Here is a 17,593-nt window from a genome sequence, read left to right as displayed (position 1 = left end):
CGTGCGAGGCAGCGGAAGCTGTCCCTACGAAGATGATCACCGAACGTCACACTCGGCAACCATCCACCCGCCGCTCTTCTCGCCCGACTACTACCAACAGGCCCACCAGGTCGCAGAGCAACTCCGCCATTCTGCACCGGTCTATCCGGCGACATTGATCAACGGTACCAAGGCATGGATCATCAGCCGAGCCCACGATGCGCACACTGCCCTGCACGATCGCAGGCTCCGCAAGGATCACCAAAGGCTGACAGCTATCTTACAGCCACAGTTAGCCGAGGCGGGCGAATCAACCAATTTGAGCAGAATGTTCGGCGAACATATGCTGTTCGCTGAGGATGCGCAGCATCGGCGCATGCGCAGTTTTGTGTCGCGAGTATTCAGTGCGCGGCAGATGCGCGCTCTGGCTCCGCGAATACGACGCCACTGTCACTACCTGCTTGATCAGATGGCATCTGTAGACTCGGTTGACCTGGTCTCGTCGTTCTCCTTCCGGCTGCCGGTTACCGTAATCTGTGAACTTCTTGGCATCGACTCGAGTGACTTCACCAGTTTCCGCTCGTGGACCAATGCGCTGATGGAAGATAGGCAAGAGATCAATGTGGCGGCCTCGGAAGAAATGGAGGAATACTTTGTCGAACTGATCCGGCGCAAAAGGTCGAATCCTGGAAACGACCTTTTGAGTGATCTTGCGACAGGGCGCGGCGATCTGGATCACCTCACCGACCGCGAACTTGTCGATAGTCTATTTCTGCTTTTTGTTGCCGGGCATGAGACAACCGCCAACCTCATCGGCAATGCTGTGGTTGCACTTCAGGGGGATCCGCGGTCCTGGCAAAGGCTCGCGTCCGATCCCTCGTTTGTCGAACGTGTGGTAGAGGAAGTCGCTCGATATGACGGAGCAGTTCGTATGGCTACGCATAGGTATACTGCGGAGTCGGTCGTATACAGTGATGTTACCATTCCGGCGGGTGAGCTGGTTCTGATCCATCTGTTATCTGCCAATCGTGATGAACAGATGCATACGGCGGCGGATCGGCTCAATCTCGACAGTCCATCTGGGCAATCGCACCTAGCGTTCGGTTCCGGTCCGCACTACTGTCTCGGAGCGGGCCTGGCTCGGTTGGAGACTTCAATTGCGTTGGAAGAGCTGTCGGCCAGGTTCCCGAAGCTTCGCCTAGGATGTCCGCAGTCGCTGCTGCAACGTCAACATAGTGCGATCATGCATGGGTATAGGGAGATTCCGGTAGTGCTAAATGCTGATTAGTGGTCGGCGATGACGGAGTGGTGTACGTGTCGCCACCGCAACCTGGGCGGCGGGCTGGTGCCCGGCCAAGGACCGAATCTCGGTGACCTGGCTGGCCGAGGGAGGCGGCCACGACCCCATCTGGGTTCGGTCACCAGCCTGCTCGCAGAGCCCGGCGGTGAGCCCGCACCAGAGTGCCCCTATCGCGGTGGGGCTCGGCAACCTCAAGTCCATGCTCGCCGCCGCGGCCGCGGGAAGCTGATCTCCACCCGCTCATGCTCGCTCGGGCAGGGTCGACGAGCGCCACCCGCCTTCGTGCTCCAGCAACATCAGACGGGCTGATGCCGAAGCCGTCGGCACGCTGGGCGAGCGCGTGCGCGTCGTACTGGTCGGTCGGGGCACACAGCGGCCATGATCAGCTAGACGAGTCCGGCTCGACCTTGTCGATTTTCACCCCTGGAGAACCAACTCTGCACAGTAGAGGCTGAATTTGAAGAGGTAGTCGACATGCCCGCAAGCCTGCCGCTCCTCGCGGTCCACGTCGTCCTGGTTGATCATGTTCTTGCCGAGCCGACGTCGTTCGTCGTTGATTAGATCGAGCATCTTGCTGCGCTCGAATCCGGCCCATGCGCACTCGAGTCCATACGGAGTTTGAACGAGCTCCGCCCGAGCCTGACGCTGACGTGCCAGCTGGGTTAAGTGGTCCTGGAACCTATTCTGCAACCTGCGCTTGGCTTCGTAATTGACGATCGCACTTTCGGTACTCACTTCGCCTCCTCCGTTGCTGTCACACAGGTGGTAGTCCTAACGCCTCCAGCAGGATCCGGCAAACTTCGTCGTTTCGAACAGCTCTAGCTGCAGCTCGCGCCGGTGGCAGGGGCACCTGCCGGAGCGCTGCTCAGCAGTCGCCCTCCAGCAGGTGCCCCGCGGCACGCTGTGCCTGCGTGTGCGCGCTGTCAGCGAGCACCTCGGACGGGAGCAGCACGAATCGGTAGGGCGCAGGGGCGGAGATCGCGGCCACCTCGTCCAGCTCGAGCAGCACCGTGTAGTGGGCAGGTGGGGCAGAGGCCAGGTCGGCGGCCTCGTCATCGACGGCCCAGTGCACCTGATGGATCTCGGCTTGGGTGCCTGCGGGGATGACCGCCTCGGGTGGCGGAGTGGCGATGGTGACCGCGCTGCCCGGCCGCCGGCCGCCGTACTCGGCCAGCAACGTTCGGTCCAGCACGTAGGCGGTGAAAGAGGCCGCCTCACCGAGCCCGCGCAGGATCGGCAAGTCGTCACCGCCACCGGTGGCCGCGATCTTCTGCTTCCATGCTTGGAGAATGCCTCCCGAGGAGCGGAGCCACCACAGCCGGTCCACCGGGTCCGGCCCGGCACGCGGGCGGTGGCCAGCCTCGGTGAGCCGACCTTGCAGGCGCCCGGCCGCTGTGCGACCGGTGTATTCGGCTGGGGTGGCGACCTGGTAGGCCAGCTGCGTCAAGCTCGGCCGGTCAGGACCGCGCGGTGCGAGGTAGGCACACAGAGCGAGTACGTCGCGCAGTTCGTCGCGGTGCTGAGCCTGCTGGTGTGCCCCGACGGTCAGGTCCATGGCCGTGCGGGCGGCCAGCACGGCGGCGTTGCACAGCGGCGAGGTGGTCAGCGCCCCCAGTGCGGCCTCGGGTGTAGCCGGGGCCAGCAGATCCAGCCAGGCGTCGGCGTGACTGCAGGCGATCTCCCACCGCGAGGCAGTGCGCACATCTCGATTCTGCCCCGCCCCTACCGGTTCGGCGACTACTACGAGTTCGCCGTGGGATCGCCTGCGAATCCGGCTCGATTGCGGCCCTGCTCGGCGTGGCTGATCTCGGCAATCCTCACCTCAAGGTTTTCCTTGGCCCAGGCGATCAACGCATCTCGGTGACGGCGGGGATTGTCTTCCTTGATCGCAAGTTTGCTGATCGCGCTACTGATCTGGGTCTCAACCGTGCGCAGCGACGTGTGGCGCTCCTCGGCGATCCGCTTGTTCCCATACCCCAGGGCAACCATCGCAGCGACCTGCTCTTCGGCGGGCGTCAGCACCGTACTCGCGGCGACCTCGGAGAACTCGGCAGCGTTAGGGAAGCGCAGCAACCGCAAGCTTTCCTCATCTGAACTTCGCGCACCGCGGTCGTTCAATGCCTCGAAGCGCCGACCGCCCAGGTGCTTCCTCGCATCGTTCTCCGCGCGCACCGTCTCCGCGCTGTAGGGCTCGATACCGCGCAGCACCACTCCGAGCCTGTGCTGCATCTGACGAGCCCAGCCGGCGAAAAAGGCCGCCTGGTGGTACTGCTTCCGCCTGGCGCTGATCCACACTTTCGCCGACCAGGACCAGCCGTATCCCCACTGGTCCTCCATCTCGTGCTGGTCCGGCAAGATGCGATCGACGATCTGGTCTGCTTGCTGTAAGGCACTGTCAGACCCGTCGTGGCGCAACAGCGAGACGGCAAGAGCCCACTCGGCCCAGCTGATCGCCCACGGGGCCCGCAAATGCTTGGCTTCCTCCAGGCAATGGTGGATCACGGTGCGCGCTAGCTGGACATCGTCACCGAAGGCGCAGGTGATCGCCAAGATCAACAGTGCGTTGTGCCAACTGCCACGCCGTTCAGGGTGTTGGGCGTGTCCGCGGCGGGCCAGCTTCAGCTGCGAGACCGCTCGCCGTTGATCGCCGGTGACCAGGAACGCGAACGCCCCTTCCAGGAACGCTCGGTCCGGCAGTTTCGCTAGTGCTGGCTGCGTCTCGGCCAGTCGAATGCAGCGATCGAGGCACGCCCGCGCGAGGTCCTGCTCCCCCATGCACAGCGCCATCCAGCCCTCCGCCGCCGCGGCGGAGTGCAGCAGCTCCAGCACGCGTACGCGGTCGACACCGGCAACGCCGGCTCGCTCCAGCGCAGCAGAAGCTATCTGCACTCGTCGCCACATGGCCCGCAGTTCCCCGCCGTACCAGGGGAATCGCAGCTCTGCCAGGAACAGGCAGATCTCTACGCCGGTGATCTCTTCGCCCGGGGTGGTGGCGCAGAAGGACAACGCGGAGTAGTAGTTGTCGACGTTAGCCCGCGCGCCGGTCAAGTACCCGAGTTCGCCACCGCTGGGCCATCCCAACGCTGCGGTCCTAGCGAGGGCGTGAAAGTGGTGGGCGTGACGACGACGCAGCTCAAGAACCTCGCCACGCCGCTCCAACATGCTATGCCCGTACAGGCGAAGGATCTCCAGCTGGCGGTAGCGGACCTGGCCCCGCTTGCTGTTGCGATCAGCAAGCAGCACCGACTTCCTGACCAATCTATTGAGCAGCCAGCGCACCGGCTCGCCATCGATGTGCCCGGTCGGCTGCCCATCATCATCCAGGTCGGAACACACTGCGGCCGCGTCATTACGCTCGCAGCCGTCGCTCCACACCGACATACGCTCCCAGAGCTTCTGCTCCGGTGCCGAGCAGCTGTCGTAGTGCAGGGCCAGAACATGCTCCATGTCCTTCTGGCGATCGGGCAGATCCTGTCGGTCATCGGCTGTGAGGACGCTGAATCTCCGTGCGGTCAGCTCTCTCCGCAGGAAGCTCAGGGTCTCCTGGACCGTCGCATCAGCCAGATACAGCGAACTGAGTTCGATGGCCAGGGGAACGCCGCTCAGCAAGCGACAGACCTCGGCTGCAGCCGCACGCTCAGCAGGAGAGGCGCTGGCCAGGTCGTAACCCTCAGCGCACGCCCGGTCCCACAGCAGCTGCATGGCCTCGCTCAGTTCCCCCGAGGTGTCGTCGACCGTAGGCACAGACAGCGGTCTCACCACACGGGGAGTGTCGCCGGCGATCCCCAGCCACCTGACGCTGGTGGCCAGTACCCGTACGCCGGGCGCTTGCCGCAGCAGGTCGTTGAGCAGTTCGGCTACTTCGGCCCGCACGTGCTCGCAGTTGTCCAGCACCAACAGAAGCTGCGACTCCTGGAGAAGCTCCAAGAGTCTCTGGTGCTGGCTCGGACCTAGGTCGGCGAGACTGAGCGCTCGCGCTACCGCAGCGACCAGCGTTTCGAGATCGCGTGCTTCCACCAACCTCACCAACCACACGCCGTCCGGGAACAGCAGCGTCCGGCCGGTTTCGCGCGCATGATCATCAGCCTTGACCGCGTGCCGAGCCGCCGCTACGGCAAGCCGGGTCTTTCCTACGCCTGAGACGCCAACGAGGGAAACCACTCGGCGGCCGTCCAGCCAATCCTGAGCGATCGCGGCCAACAACTCTCGTCGACCGACAAACTTGTTCGGTTCAGCCGGGTGTAGTGCCGTAACCCTCATTAAGACACCCGCAGGCGGTCTACTCCGCAACCCAACCGGGCCGTCATCAGTGTCGTCTGCATCGGTTCCCCTGACCGCTCGACCGCTGTGCTCCCCAGACAGCGCGGCCTGAGCATAAGCCACATCCGCAGCAGTTGTACCCGCAACGACACCCAATACGCCTTGACATCGCAATCAGAGTGAGTTGAACCTGCAAGGGAGAAGAGCGGCGGTTATATCAAGGAAACCGATTACCGACGCCGTCCAAACGGGTGAGCCACGGCTGCCTGACAACACCCCGCCCGCCCCGAGGCTTACCCCCTGCGCCGCCTGCGGTCCTGCATCCGCCGTTCCCGTGGTCGCCCCTGCTTGTGCTTCGAGCACTGTGTCAGGAACAGGTGCAACACCCCTTGGATCGTGCAGCCGCCGTGGCCGCTGCGTGCTCCACGCGGTGCGGTCAGCGGCAGGGGTGACGCCGACGACTCCATGCAGGCCCGGCTCTGCAGATCCGCCTGGCTCGTCCACGGTTGCCGAAGGGGCTTGCGTAACCGCTACGATGTTTGCAAAAGCGAACGGAGTGTTGAATGGCAAGCGAACAGAATGGCCCGCATCGCTCATGGGACCCAACCGATCGTCGCGGCAGCTGGGCCGGCGATGATCAGCGCAACCCCCTGCGCGCTCAGCACACCCACCTCATGGAGGGCGGACGGCGCGGCAAAGTGCCGTTCTGGCCAACCGGCCTGGATGAGTTCCAGGCCCTGGTGGAAGCCACCCTGTCTCAGGACGAACGTGGCAGGAACGTGCTGGCCTACCTGTGCGGCACCGCAGGGGCTGGACGGACGGCCGCGGCCAATCGTCGCGCTTTCCACGACCACGCCATCATTCCCGATGTCCTGGCTGGAGCCGACATCCGTGACCACCAGATCACCGTGCTGGGCACGCCCATGGCCGCTCCGCTGATGTTGGCCCCCATCGGTGGGCTGGACATGGCGCACCCGAGTGCTGATGTCCACATCGCAGAGGCTGCAGCCGACCTCGGCCTGCCCTGGATCCTCAGTCCCGCGGCCTCGGTCACCCCCGAGGACATCCAGCAACTGGTTCCCCAAGGCCGGGACCGGCGTTGGTTCGAACTGCTCTTCAGCGCCAGCGATCAGCTCAACACCAGCTTGCTCACTCGCGCCGAGAAGGCGGGATTCGAGGTCCTGGTCGTCAACGTCGACACCGCGCTTCCCGGCTGGCGCCCCCGCACCTTGGACGCCGCGGCCTGGCCCTTCGATCGAGGATGCGGTGCGGCTGCCTACCGCAGTGACCCCCACTTCCAGGCCCTCGTGGAGGATCCCGATGACCCAGCCTCGGTAGGCAGAGCCTTCGCCCGATTGTCCACCGACAGCTCCCGAACCTGGCACGACCTGACGCTGCTCCGGCGACGGTGGCCGGGACGCCTTGCGGTGAAGGGGATTCTCACCGCACGCGACACACGCAACGCGTTGGACTGCGGAGCCGACTGCGTCATCGTGTCCAATCACGGCGGCCGTCAGCTCGACGGCACACTGTCCACACTGGAAGCCCTCCCTGCCGTGGTGCACGCAGCACGCGACGTGCCAGTGCTACTCGACGGCGGCATTCGTAGCGGCCTGGACATGTTCATCGCCCTGGCCCTGGGCGCCAAGGCCGTGCTCGTCGGCCTGCCCTACGCCCTCGGCGTGGCCCTGGACGGCTACGACGGAGTCCACCATGTGCTGGCCAACCTGCTCGCCGACTACGACCACACCATGGCCCTGGCCGGTGTCTGCTCTCCCTCTCAACTCCACCCCAGTCGCCTGCACTCCCGGCCACGATCACCCAGCCTGCTGACGACTCCGTGGCCAACGGCCACTCGCGACAATCCCGGGCTCATCCAGTCGAGGCAACCGCGAGGTGAAACATGACCGTCCCCAAGGGAAACAACAACAAACCCGTCGACGTGCGCGATCACCATCCACTCTCACCACGGGACAACGGGGCAGCCGCACCACGACTCGGCATCATCACACCACGACCCACCATCCAGGCCACGAACTCACTCCGGTGGTATCCGCTCGAACCGTCGGACACCATCGAACCGATCCCCGACCTCCCGCTGGTCTACACCACCCGAGCGTGTGGGCCGCACAAACACAACAGCGCCCTCGACACACAGCGCCAGGCCCGCGCCAGCCAGATGCTGCGCCTCAACGAACATCGACTCACACGCCTAGTCCAACTGCTGGAGCTGGAAAACACAGCCCTGCAAGGCACCGCCCTCTGTCACAGCACCGCGAGCGAAGGCATCGCCTACAACCCTCTGACAGTCGGCACACGCACGCACCACATGGCGGCCCAGGCCACCGAGACGCTCCCCGAGACCATCGCCGACGTTGACGAACTGCACCTGATCACCGGCGCCTCCCTGCTCAGCCCGACCGCCGTGAGCCTGCGTTCCCACGATGGCCACCGCGCCGCCGGCCTGCACGCCGACCCAGGCAGCTTCACACCGGTCGCGCACGTCGCCGTTGACGACCACCTCACCTTGTATGAATGGGAGCTCATCGTCCGGCTCGCGGCCGCGATCACCGACCTGGTCTCCACACTGCCGCTGAGCCAGCTCGTGGTCATCTGGCTGGATGTGCCCGACCTCCAGCCCTATCTACACTTGCTTCACCATGCCGCACAGGCGCCAGTAGCCAACCAGGCGGTACTGGCCCACTGGTGGGCCGAGAACGAAGCGCGTTCCACTCGACTGCGGGGCCTGCTCAAGTACTACGTGCAACGCGGGCTGGCAGGAGCAGGACGAATCGACGTACCGATCCACGAGCCCGCCGGCCTCAGTCCGCTGAAACCCACTCTTCGACGGCAACTGCACACCTCGCCGACTCACGTCGATCTGCCACGGCTACTGGCACTCCTGGAGACCGACCCCATCTGGGCCCGCATGCTCACCCTCATCCGCCCCGCAGACCCTGCCCAGCTCGCGCTCTACTCAGCTGTCTCACGCCTGCTGCGGCCCGGACTCGGCCGCCCGGCCACCAGCAGGACAGTGACGCTGGCCGTGGACAGCCCTGCCGACCGCCGCACTCTCGGGGTCGCCCGAGATCTCGCCGCCTCCGTGCCCGGCTACACCGGCCACCTCGCTGGGGTCTATCCCATGCCTCGCATCCTGCTGTCCGGCAACGGCGCGATCTCACACGCCTGGATCTCACCGACCGTCACCACTCCAGAAGGCGACCTGAGCGTGCGCGACCTCGCCCACGCCACCCTGCCGTAGCCCCCTCGCGCTGGGCGGCCAGACGGCGCGGCATGCTGCCGACGCGCTCGACCGTGCGCTGTCTGTCCACATGGGACGTGTCAACTCGGGCCGCCGTTGGCAGCACGCCGTCGGCCTCGGGTGCGTTTCCGCTGACGGGACGTTCTTGGCGTTGGCGCCGGACGTGAACCTGGCCCGCCTTCGAGGCTGGGCGGTGTAGCGTCGCCCGCTCGCGGCTCCGGGGAAGCGCCGAACTGCACATTGAAGTCGACTAGGCCGCGGAGCATGCGAAAGCTGGCAGATACAGGCCGATCAACTGACCGGCCTCGCCCAAGAAGCAGGGCCACGATCACGGTCAGGGCCAGCAGAGGGAACCCGCCGAGAACGATCAGCACCCACGGGCCGCCGGTCATCAGGTCAGACCAAGACATTGCCACTCCTGTCCCCCGGACATGGTTAGGAACCCCGCTGTTGTGGCAACAGGGTTGTACTTGTCCAGGGGTGGTCTAGCCGCCGCAGCATAGCGCTCCGCTCTGGATGTCGGATATTCGGGCTGACAGCGGACGGTTGATCTTTGCGCATGACGCCACCGTGCCCGTTGCCACCGTGGCAAGCACGTGCCCGCAGGTTCGCCGATGTCATGCACCGAGTAGGCCACACGCGGAGTTACAGCCTGATCTGGCTCTACCTAACGGATACCTGTGGTGGTCAGCTGGTTCTGACGGCCGCGGGTTGACCGGAGTTCTCTGGACCTGGCTGGGTTGCGCGTCGGTGTTCGCGCGGACTCCGAAGGGGCATCGCTGCGGGAGCAGCGCCGTTGACTTCGGCCGCCATGGGTTTCCCTCTCTGGTCGCCCTGTTGAGCCGGACGGTAGGGGCAGGGCGAACCCGCCATTGTCCACATGGATTGAGGACGACGTAGTTCACCCAGCCGACGTGCGGCTGGTGTCGAACCAGTGTGCCTCAACGGAGACCGAAACTGCCCGGATGCCAGAAAATCTGGCATCCGGTGATCTTCTGCATGACGTCGGGGCTGTCGCCGCTGGCGAGTTGGGGCGTCTGCGGATGGCTGCACGCGGCCACGATGCCCTATGGGGCGGATGGGCCGCTGATTTGGTCGTTTTTCGACCACGCTGCATCTGTGTGGAGCAAGGGTCGCGATGATCCGCTGGGCGCGGTGGTGCCCTAGCTTGGCGCGTGCGCCCGACTTGTCGGTGTCTTCGCATGCGGTAGGACGCTAAGGCACAAAGTCGAAATCAGGGTATGACAAGGTGCCCTACTGCCCAATCGGGGCAACGTCAGTGGCGAGGGGGTGCGGCGTGTCTCGTGCGAAGCACAGCCCATCCGGCAACCCCGTTCCGCTGTCGCTCCGGACGCCCGGTTGTCCACTCCGGTCGCGCCCCGCCGGCTCGGCACGCTGGGCCTGAGGTGTGGCGCGCGGTGTGGGAGACAGGGGACGGTGTGAATCTGTGCAGTTCTCGGTTCGTGCGTAGGCCGAGCGGATCGAGGAAGCGCTGACCACCGAACGGTGCAACTCGCTCCCTCCCTCGGCCGGGTCTACGACCGCAGCAGACCGGTCTGGGTGGACCTCAACGAGCTGTACCGGCACGGCTTCCTCGGCGACGCCTCCTCCGCCACCCTGCTCATCCGCCAGCAGGGCCTGGTGGTCAGCGGCCGGGTGCCGGGCACCCTGCACGCCTGGCTGCGCACCGAGGAGGGCTACTGGGCCGGGCTGGTGTCCTTCTGCATCGCGGGCCGGGCGGAGAGCACGGTGCCACCCCTGGCCCTCAAGCACCTGGTGCCGAGAGGGGCGCTGCGGCCGAGGAGGCCAGAGGAACGAGGCAGGGAGCCGCAATACTGATTGGGACGGCCTTCCATGTTCGCCATTGAGGCTATCGCTGCAGCCAAGCGCTGCACCATAGCGGATGCATTCGCTCCAGCGTCGTAACACTGGTGGCGGTTCGCGCCGCGGCGACCGATTCTGCCGCTGGTGACCTCATGAAAGCAGACGCGGGCGGCCAGGGCACTGCGCGGTGGAGTCACCTACCTGCAACGCCCTGGCCGCCCGCGCCCGCTTACTCATCAGGCACCAGCGGCAGAAGCCGGTCTGGCTCGCCGACCTCAGCGCCACCAAGCAATCCCGCTCAGGCCTCCAGCTGTCCGGCTGGTTCGATTGGTGTGTCACAGCAGGCTCTGCATCCCGCGCGGCTGTTCTGGACTTCCGTGCCGCGGCCTACGAAGGCCCCGGTGTGAAGCGGTAGCCACTCACCGCCCGAGGACGTCAGTCTCCCCGTACCCAGCTATGTCTGTGCGCTCTCCGGCGTAGCCCTCCGTCCAGTGAACTCGACGACTCACTGGTCTTCTTTCCTAGCAGGCCCGCGCCGTACATCCCTCGACATCGTGACGGCAATGTCACTTGGCCATTTTCCCCTGGCTGACATAAGAAAACGGAAGGACACCCATGGCCACACCATCCCTGATCGGCTCCCTCGGGGAGTGCGCAACGATCTACCGAGCCCGGTACTGCCACCAAGGCGGTGATCCCGTCTGCCTAGTGCCTGCCCTGGCCGAGGCGTTGCACCGCTACCACAACGGCGAGATCGACCAGATGGTTACGGCGATCCTGTCCAACGACTGGTCTGTGATCGACCCGGCCGCGGCCAGTGCCGAACTGACCAACGGGATTACCGCCGAGAACCGGCCCGCCTACATCCAGCCGTACGGAGGGCTCGGCTTCTGCTACGCCGACGTGGTGGGAAGCCCAGCAGTCGGCATGCTCGATGAGACAACCGACCCCAAGTACGAGTGGCTGTACCTGTTCACCGCGGAGGAGTTGCACGTCTTCCGCAACGACTGCACTGGTCGTCAGTGGCACTCCGAACACACGCTCACCTTCGACACGCTGAAGCGGATCGCCGATGCCCCTGCCGCCTGGGACGTTGCCGCCGGTGCCCCGCAGCCAGCCGGGCAAGGGGCTACCGATGGCTGATGCTGGCGAGCTGACCATTCACCATGACTGCCACTCCGGCACGACCGTGCAGGGCACCAGCCGCGGCAGTTCGGCGTGACTGAAACTCGGACCATCGCCTGGCACAAGCTCTCCGGTCACCGCATCACCGACGGCATGCCACCAGAGTTAGTCGAAACCTATGAGGCGCGCGGCACGGATCGCATCGGGTGCCAACCACCCAGTAGCTGAGTATCCAGCTCAAGCACCTCGGCCCAGACGAGAAGCCTCTGCTGAGCCAGCATTTCTCATCGACACTGTCCACTTCGGACTATGCGGGAGCATCGCGAAGCTCGCTGTGATCACGCTGAAGACGCTCCTTCGTTGATCTAGTGCGCAGCGCCGTCACCCGGCTACCGCACATGACCACATGCCCTCACTCGTTGACAGCTCACCCGGAAAGACTGATCTCATCTCATGAACGAGTCCGTAACCGCCTTGTTCCGTCCCGGTCGCAGCAGACGAATCTGCATCGAGCCGGACCATTCGCGGTCCGTGGTCTTGCATCACCGCAGCAGCATCCTCTTCCTGGCCACCGGTGCTGCTGGCACGGTCGAAAATGCGCTTGTGCTGGACTGCGACGACCTTGCCTATTACGACGCACATGAGGTCGTCGCCACGATCCTGGCCCTGCCCGCCGTGCTGCCCTCCCACCTCGAAGGTGCCGCGGCATGCGATGTGCCGCTAGTCGGACCCGACGTCGTCACCGCGGACATGCTGGTCTGGGACATCACCCGGGGCCTTGCGGTGCGGGAGACCAACCATGCCACCGTCCTGACAGCGGGCAAAGGCATGGAGGGAAGACACTTCGACATCGATCTGAGCGGGGGTGACTGGTGGCGGCTCGCGCAGGTGCTGTTGTCTGTCGACACTTGGCAGAAGCATCTCGCCGATCTGGCGCTGGCTATGACCCGAACACTGCGTGCCGAACTTGGCCTCGGCTGCGACGGCGACAGTGGAACACAGGTCCGGGTCTTTCACGCCGTCAGCGACGGGTGCGCGGTGGAGGTGTTCCGCTACAACGACAGCACCTGCTCCGGTGTCGAGAACCTTCTCCGGCGGGCCTTCCACCTGTTCAACTTCAGCAATGACCGTGGCCTCCTTGATCCGCAGACGTTGCTCTACCTCAGCAACGGCAATCGAGCGCTGCGGATCGGTGACGTCGTCTCGGTCAACGAGGTGTTCTACCGCAGCACACTCGTCGGATGGGAGCGCATCGACCCGCCAGTGCTTACCCATAGTGCTTCAACCGGCACGGCACCTCTAAGTACCGGCACCGCTCCCCGCCGACCCGAGCATGACAACGAGGGGCCAAGGTGAAAGCTGCGCTTACCGCAGGGTCGCTGATCCCGCCCATACGGGTGTCCTTGTCTGCCGGTCAGCCCGGCGTCGAGCGGTCGGAGTGAGTCCGCTACCTGATGGTCTAGCACAGCTCGCGCCGCGCGCCAGGTGGACATCGGCCCAGGACGCAACTGCCTTGCTACGCCGCGAATCCAGCCGAAAACGCAGCTGTCGGCCCAGCGTGCCGCAGTTCTCGTGACTTCCTCAACGGCGCGTCGTTCCTACTTGCCGTCACCGGAGGCAGGACATGCGACTTGCTGGTGGCCATACTCCCGGCGGCGACTGCCTCCGAAGGCGCGAGCTGCTGCTCGACATGACAGCGCTAGACACCTTTCCGGCCCAGACCACCTACAGCGCCTGAGCCGCGTGGAACCCCACTGGTACCCAGCGAGCCACCCGCACCCTACACACCAATCGCGGCTGCCCAGCACCCGCGCCACCACCCCCTTGAGGCGTGGCCGTGGTTCCCGACGAACCAGGGTGCCGACGACAACAGCGACCGCCGGCACCCCCGTTCGTACACGAGGTTCACAGCCGCTGCACCAGCTCCCTGGCGTTTAAGACGCACCTCAGCAATGTCGACATCTGACCCGTACCCACGGACACCCGTCCGTACTGAAGGAGCCCCGTGGCCGATCCTCGAAACCCTGTCGCTCACACCGAAGCGTTGGTGACACTTGCCGACGACCGCGGCCTGGTGCTGTCTGCGCGGGTAGCGCCCCAACTGCGTGACGGACACCCCGCGCCTAGCCTCACCACAGAAGGTATGCAGCATCTACTGGAACACCTCCGAGCCGAGTCTGCCAAGCCACAACTGATCCGCCACGGCCAGTCCTACTACTGGACCGCAGCCGATGCCCGCCAGCAGTGGTTCTCTTCCGACCAGCACGGCTACTTCGACATCTCCGGCCTCGGGCTGTGCTGGAGGCGCATCGACCCGCCATCAGCCACCACCACCCAGCTCACCAAGACGATCCGCACCATCCTCGGTGATTGGGAGCCATCAATCCACGATGCCGCACGGAGATACGCCCGAGCCCTGCTGGATGGCTCAACGGCACCTGCCTCCAGCCCAGACGATCTGCACCGGGTCATCAGCCACCGCTTTGGCCATCCACTCAACGACAAGGGCACGCTGATCCAAGGCCGTCGCCCAGGTGCAGCCGCGACACAGGAACCCAGCGGCGAGGAATGGTTCTCAGGCGCGGCCAGCGTCCATGCGATCAGCTGCGGGCTGTTCGAGGACCTCTATCCACACTGCCTCAACCACCAGGACACCATTCCAGAGCCCGACTCCGAGCACCCTCCCATGTGGACACCGGTGGGTATGTCCACCGACTACACCGATCCTCTGGGCATTGACATCGGCCAGCTCAAGGAAGGATGTCGACGACAGTGCAATGGCGATGCCCGTGCCGCGGCGCGACTGATCCTCACCAGCGACTGACTACACGCGCGAGGTCTCGCCCCTCCACCGACTAGGTGTGACCGGCGAGGGTGCGGCGATGCTCGCCAGGGTTGAGATCACAGACCCAGGCGATGCCCTCGCCTGGACTCCGTCCGGCGACGCCATGCGTGCGACTGCAGACGTCGAGTGCCGCCTTGATCAGCTCAACCGCGTGCTCACCGAACAGCGCCTCTATCCCTATCACCGCAACACATTCACACCTTCCGCCCGACGAAAGTGAGCACCCCGATGGCCACCAACCACCCGACCGCTCTCGACCTGCTGCGCGCGGAGTTCGACCGAGAGCGCGCGCGGACCAGATCCCTGGAGACAGTGAACCGTGTGCAGGCCGGCAGCATCACCAGCCTGGCCGGACTTGCAGAGGAACTCCGATGCCAGGTGGCCGACCTGCACGACGACGCGCTGAGCGCGCACCCGATGCCGGTGCAGCGCCTACGCAACGTCACCGGCCGCATGAACGGTTTGGCGAGGACTTTGAGCCGCGCGGCACGCGGCTACTCCGGCGCCCGGACCACGGACATGATGTACCTGACCGTGGATGGCGACCTCCGGGCACACGGATGGACCCCCCGACCTGACCGGGGCCTGGACGGCGTGTTACCGCCGATCCCGATTACGGAGCTGGGAGACCGACGCGGCGATACGCGCGGATGGCATCGGGGCCCGCAGTGGATCACGTTGTGGTTCACCGGGCCGTGCGCACTGGCCTACGCGGACAGCAGCGACCACGGTCGGCTCACCGACGTCGACGCCGTGCGCGTCGTGATCACCTCCCCACGGTCGTTGTCTACATCGGCGCTGGCCGATTGGGTCGCGGTCCAGCAGAAAGCGCATGCCGTGCCGTTCGACGCTCCCTACGTTCGGGTGTTCGAGCACCTCCGGGCCGGACCGTGGACCGCTATCGACACCGACCGGTGCGACGAATTCGGAGACCGCAAGCCCGATGGCGCGGGCAACACCTCCGTGTGGGCGTGCCCGAGCGACCCCGATTTCCGGCTCTATATCTGGGGAATCGGCAACGAACCGGCCCACGTCCGCTACTGGGCTGGCCCGGTGGTCGACATGGCTCACCTGGTCCGGATCACCGGCCAGTGCCGCTGAATGGCGATCGTTAATCCGCTCACGCACGAGGTCCCAGGACGAGTGTGAGCTGAGCGCCAGCCGACACCCGCCGAACCAACCGGCACCTTGAGCATTTCTCGAAAGAGGCATTTCCCATGTCTGACACCACGCACACCCGCACCACTGACGGCGTGACGCTGTGGGTCAACGGCCGAGACTCCCGCTACGGCACGGCGACCTTGACTCAGATCGTGGACGCGACCGGTGGCCACACTGTCCACATCGTCGCCATCGACGAGCGCGCCGCCGAGTCCTACGGCATTCACCAGCCGGTCAATGTCATCGGTGGCCTGGTCCGAACTCGCGGCCGATGGTCACCCACCGCCTACCGCGACCGTGCCCACCTCCTCGACGGCGGGGGACTCGTCTACTTCCTGCCGAACGCCCCGAGCCGAGTCCGCGCGGTCCGCGCGCTGCTGCGCTGGTGGTGGGAGGTCACCTGGCGAGCCCGTGAGGGTGCCGATCCGCGCCACCTCGACCCGTGCCAGGAGTCGCCTGCGTTCCGTCGACGGCTGCTGGCCTAACCACACCATTCTGTCCCGTGCCGCCTACACGACGGCCGACCACGCCTTGATCTGGTCTGGCTTGCCCGCCCGACCGGCCGGGCAGGTGACCTCTGGTCCCGCTGCTGCACCACCTGCGGTCGGAAAGGACCGACACCGCCATGACCTCCTCGTCCTTATCCACCTCTATGTCGGACGTCCTCGACTGCGGCCACCCCATCACCCTGGACCCCGGCGGCACCGGGGCCGGCCGTGCGATCGCCCCGACCACCGGCACCACGAGCTGCTACCCGTGCTCGAACGAACGCGAACGCGAGGCCATGACCCGAGCGAACATCTTCATCGCCTACGTGTCCTCGGCTGGCGACGCGCTGACCACCTGGCCCGGCGGGCACCTGGCCACGATCGACCCCGCCGAGGGCCACCAGGTCGGGCGGCGCGCCTACACCCCATCCGGTGGGCTGTGGACCCGCTACGTCTGGCACGCCACCGACACCCACGGAGGCCGCTGGACGGGCGTCAACGGCGGGCCTGGCCTCGTCATCCGCGTCCACCGGCTGCGCGTGTGCACCTGGCAAACCGAGTTCGGCAACGGCCGGCCCCCGCGCTACTGCCACCGCCGTGCCACCCACGCCGGTCAGGGCCGTGCCGTCGACCTCTACTGCCGCACTCACGCCCGCCAGGTCTTCGACCTCCACGGCTGGACCACCACCGCCCTGCCACCCCGCGTGCTCGCCAGATTCGCGCGTGACACCCCGCCACAAGGAAAAGGGTCCTGGTGTTCGTGAAGTCCTACGCCCACCTCAACCTGTCACGGGCGCGCCTGAACGACGTGCATGCCCGCGAGCCTTGCCGAGGCGCTCGACGAGGAATGGAACGCCACTTGCCGCGCCAGTCGCTCGCCCGCCGATCTCCCCACCCACCGATCCGCTTCCCGACAATGGTGCCCTACCGATGATTCTGGTCGAAACGCTGGAAGGCCTGGTTTACAACTACATCAAAGATCCCGCCCGGCCCGGCTCGGCCGTCGGCAAGATCAACACACAACACCTGGTCAGCAACATCGTGCAACACCTCGCCGAACGCGGAGTCGACGTAGGTTTTCAGGACGGCTCGCGCCTCACCGTATCGAACAGCACGTCCCGACGGCCGGAGCCCGAGCGGCACCGCCTTCCCCTGATACTCCAGAAAAACGACGACGGACACGTCGGCATCCACTGCGACGATCGCGACTGCGTCCGGTCCTGGTCGCTCTACCAACACGCGAGCGCGCAGACCAAGGGCGACACGATCACTGACGCCGTCGCCCACGCCATCCGGCGACACTGCCAATCCTGACCACTCCGTCAACCGGCTACGCACATCGGCGCGAT

Annotated in this window: 15 protein-coding genes; 12 read left to right on the top strand and 3 right to left on the bottom strand. The window is 65.5% G+C overall.

Going from position 1 to position 17,593, the window contains the following annotated elements:
* Positions 1 to 154: 154 nt before the first annotated feature.
* Positions 155 to 1,267 carry a cytochrome P450 gene (locus M8C13_RS07345; protein WP_252479720.1) on the top strand — a complete coding sequence of 371 codons (1,113 nt, stop codon included), beginning with the start codon at positions 155 to 157 and terminating at the stop codon, positions 1,265 to 1,267.
* 429 nt (positions 1,268 to 1,696) lie between these two features.
* Here M8C13_RS07345 and M8C13_RS07340 read toward each other — a convergent pair whose 3' ends face one another.
* The 3 genes from M8C13_RS07340 to M8C13_RS07330 all read right to left on the bottom strand — a co-directional run bounded on the left by M8C13_RS07340 (position 1,697) and on the right by M8C13_RS07330 (position 5,539).
* The gene (locus M8C13_RS07340; protein WP_252479719.1) at positions 1,697 to 2,014 is read right to left on the bottom strand and encodes a hypothetical protein; all 318 of its coding nucleotides are present in this window, start codon (positions 2,012 to 2,014) and stop codon (positions 1,697 to 1,699) included.
* A gap of 130 nt (positions 2,015 to 2,144) precedes the next feature.
* The gene (locus M8C13_RS07335; protein WP_252479718.1) at positions 2,145 to 2,981 is read right to left on the bottom strand and encodes a hypothetical protein; all 837 of its coding nucleotides are present in this window, start codon (positions 2,979 to 2,981) and stop codon (positions 2,145 to 2,147) included.
* Positions 2,982 to 3,019: 38 nt separating this feature from the next.
* Positions 3,020 to 5,539 (bottom strand): AAA family ATPase, encoded by a 2,520-nt coding sequence (locus tag M8C13_RS07330; RefSeq protein ID WP_374213036.1) that lies wholly within the window; start codon positions 5,537 to 5,539, stop codon positions 3,020 to 3,022.
* A gap of 563 nt (positions 5,540 to 6,102) precedes the next feature.
* Here M8C13_RS07330 and M8C13_RS07325 point away from each other — a divergent pair.
* From M8C13_RS07325 to M8C13_RS07275, 11 genes are all read left to right on the top strand, one after another.
* On the top strand, positions 6,103 to 7,446 hold the full coding sequence (locus M8C13_RS07325) for an alpha-hydroxy-acid oxidizing protein (RefSeq protein WP_252479716.1): 1,344 nt from the start codon (positions 6,103 to 6,105) through the stop codon (positions 7,444 to 7,446).
* The gene (locus M8C13_RS07320; protein ID WP_252479715.1) at positions 7,443 to 8,801 is read left to right on the top strand and encodes a hypothetical protein; all 1,359 of its coding nucleotides are present in this window, start codon (positions 7,443 to 7,445) and stop codon (positions 8,799 to 8,801) included. Before M8C13_RS07325 ends, M8C13_RS07320 begins: the two co-directional genes overlap by 4 nt.
* A 1,506-nt stretch (positions 8,802 to 10,307) precedes the next feature.
* Positions 10,308 to 10,640, top strand: a complete 333-nt coding sequence (locus M8C13_RS07315; protein ID WP_252479714.1) for a hypothetical protein — start codon at positions 10,308 to 10,310, stop codon at positions 10,638 to 10,640.
* A 693-nt stretch (positions 10,641 to 11,333) separates the two neighbouring features.
* Positions 11,334 to 11,768 carry a hypothetical protein gene (locus tag M8C13_RS07310; protein WP_252479713.1) on the top strand — a complete coding sequence of 145 codons (435 nt, stop codon included), beginning with the start codon at positions 11,334 to 11,336 and terminating at the stop codon, positions 11,766 to 11,768.
* Between the two features lie 435 nt (positions 11,769 to 12,203).
* Positions 12,204 to 13,106 carry a hypothetical protein gene (locus tag M8C13_RS07305; protein WP_252479712.1) on the top strand — a complete coding sequence of 301 codons (903 nt, stop codon included), beginning with the start codon at positions 12,204 to 12,206 and terminating at the stop codon, positions 13,104 to 13,106.
* A 649-nt stretch (positions 13,107 to 13,755) separates the two neighbouring features.
* Positions 13,756 to 14,574 carry a hypothetical protein gene (locus M8C13_RS07300; protein WP_252479711.1) on the top strand — a complete coding sequence of 273 codons (819 nt, stop codon included), beginning with the start codon at positions 13,756 to 13,758 and terminating at the stop codon, positions 14,572 to 14,574.
* A gap of 37 nt (positions 14,575 to 14,611) precedes the next feature.
* Positions 14,612 to 14,815: a hypothetical protein gene (locus M8C13_RS07295; protein WP_252479710.1), complete on the top strand. Its 204-nt coding sequence runs from the start codon at positions 14,612 to 14,614 to the stop codon at positions 14,813 to 14,815.
* Positions 14,816 to 14,823: 8 nt separating this feature from the next.
* Positions 14,824 to 15,696 (top strand): hypothetical protein, encoded by an 873-nt coding sequence (locus M8C13_RS07290; RefSeq protein WP_252479709.1) that lies wholly within the window; start codon positions 14,824 to 14,826, stop codon positions 15,694 to 15,696.
* A gap of 116 nt (positions 15,697 to 15,812) precedes the next feature.
* Positions 15,813 to 16,241 (top strand): hypothetical protein, encoded by a 429-nt coding sequence (locus tag M8C13_RS07285; protein ID WP_252479708.1) that lies wholly within the window; start codon positions 15,813 to 15,815, stop codon positions 16,239 to 16,241.
* Positions 16,242 to 16,408: 167 nt separating this feature from the next.
* Complete coding sequence (locus M8C13_RS07280) at positions 16,409 to 17,008, top strand: hypothetical protein (protein WP_252479707.1); 600 nt, start codon at positions 16,409 to 16,411, stop codon at positions 17,006 to 17,008.
* A gap of 166 nt (positions 17,009 to 17,174) precedes the next feature.
* The gene (locus M8C13_RS07275; protein WP_252479706.1) at positions 17,175 to 17,558 is read left to right on the top strand and encodes a hypothetical protein; all 384 of its coding nucleotides are present in this window, start codon (positions 17,175 to 17,177) and stop codon (positions 17,556 to 17,558) included.
* Positions 17,559 to 17,593: the final 35 nt, after the last annotated feature.

This window comes from Crossiella sp. SN42, from assembly GCF_023897065.1.
In the GTDB taxonomy this organism is placed as follows: Bacteria; Actinomycetota; Actinomycetes; order Mycobacteriales; family Pseudonocardiaceae; genus Crossiella.
Note: the sequence above shows the minus strand (reverse complement) of the source record. Positions and strands in the feature narration are given on the sequence as shown.

Bases quoted from the DNA above. Each gene is read 5' to 3' on its own strand.
- M8C13_RS07305 (WP_252479712.1), top strand. From the start codon at position 12,204: ATGAACGAGTCCGTAACCGCCTTGTTCCGTCCCGGTCGCAGCAGACGA.
- M8C13_RS07325 (WP_252479716.1), top strand. From the start codon at position 6,103: ATGGCAAGCGAACAGAATGGCCCGCATCGCTCATGGGACCCAACCGAT.
- M8C13_RS07280 (WP_252479707.1), top strand. From the start codon at position 16,409: ATGTCGGACGTCCTCGACTGCGGCCACCCCATCACCCTGGACCCCGGC.
- M8C13_RS07285 (WP_252479708.1), top strand. From the start codon at position 15,813: ATGTCTGACACCACGCACACCCGCACCACTGACGGCGTGACGCTGTGG.
- M8C13_RS07275 (WP_252479706.1), top strand. From the start codon at position 17,175: ATGATTCTGGTCGAAACGCTGGAAGGCCTGGTTTACAACTACATCAAA.
- M8C13_RS07290 (WP_252479709.1), top strand. From the start codon at position 14,824: ATGGCCACCAACCACCCGACCGCTCTCGACCTGCTGCGCGCGGAGTTC.
- M8C13_RS07320 (WP_252479715.1), top strand. From the start codon at position 7,443: ATGACCGTCCCCAAGGGAAACAACAACAAACCCGTCGACGTGCGCGAT.
- M8C13_RS07330 (WP_374213036.1), bottom strand. From the start codon at position 5,539: ATGAGGGTTACGGCACTACACCCGGCTGAACCGAACAAGTTTGTCGGT.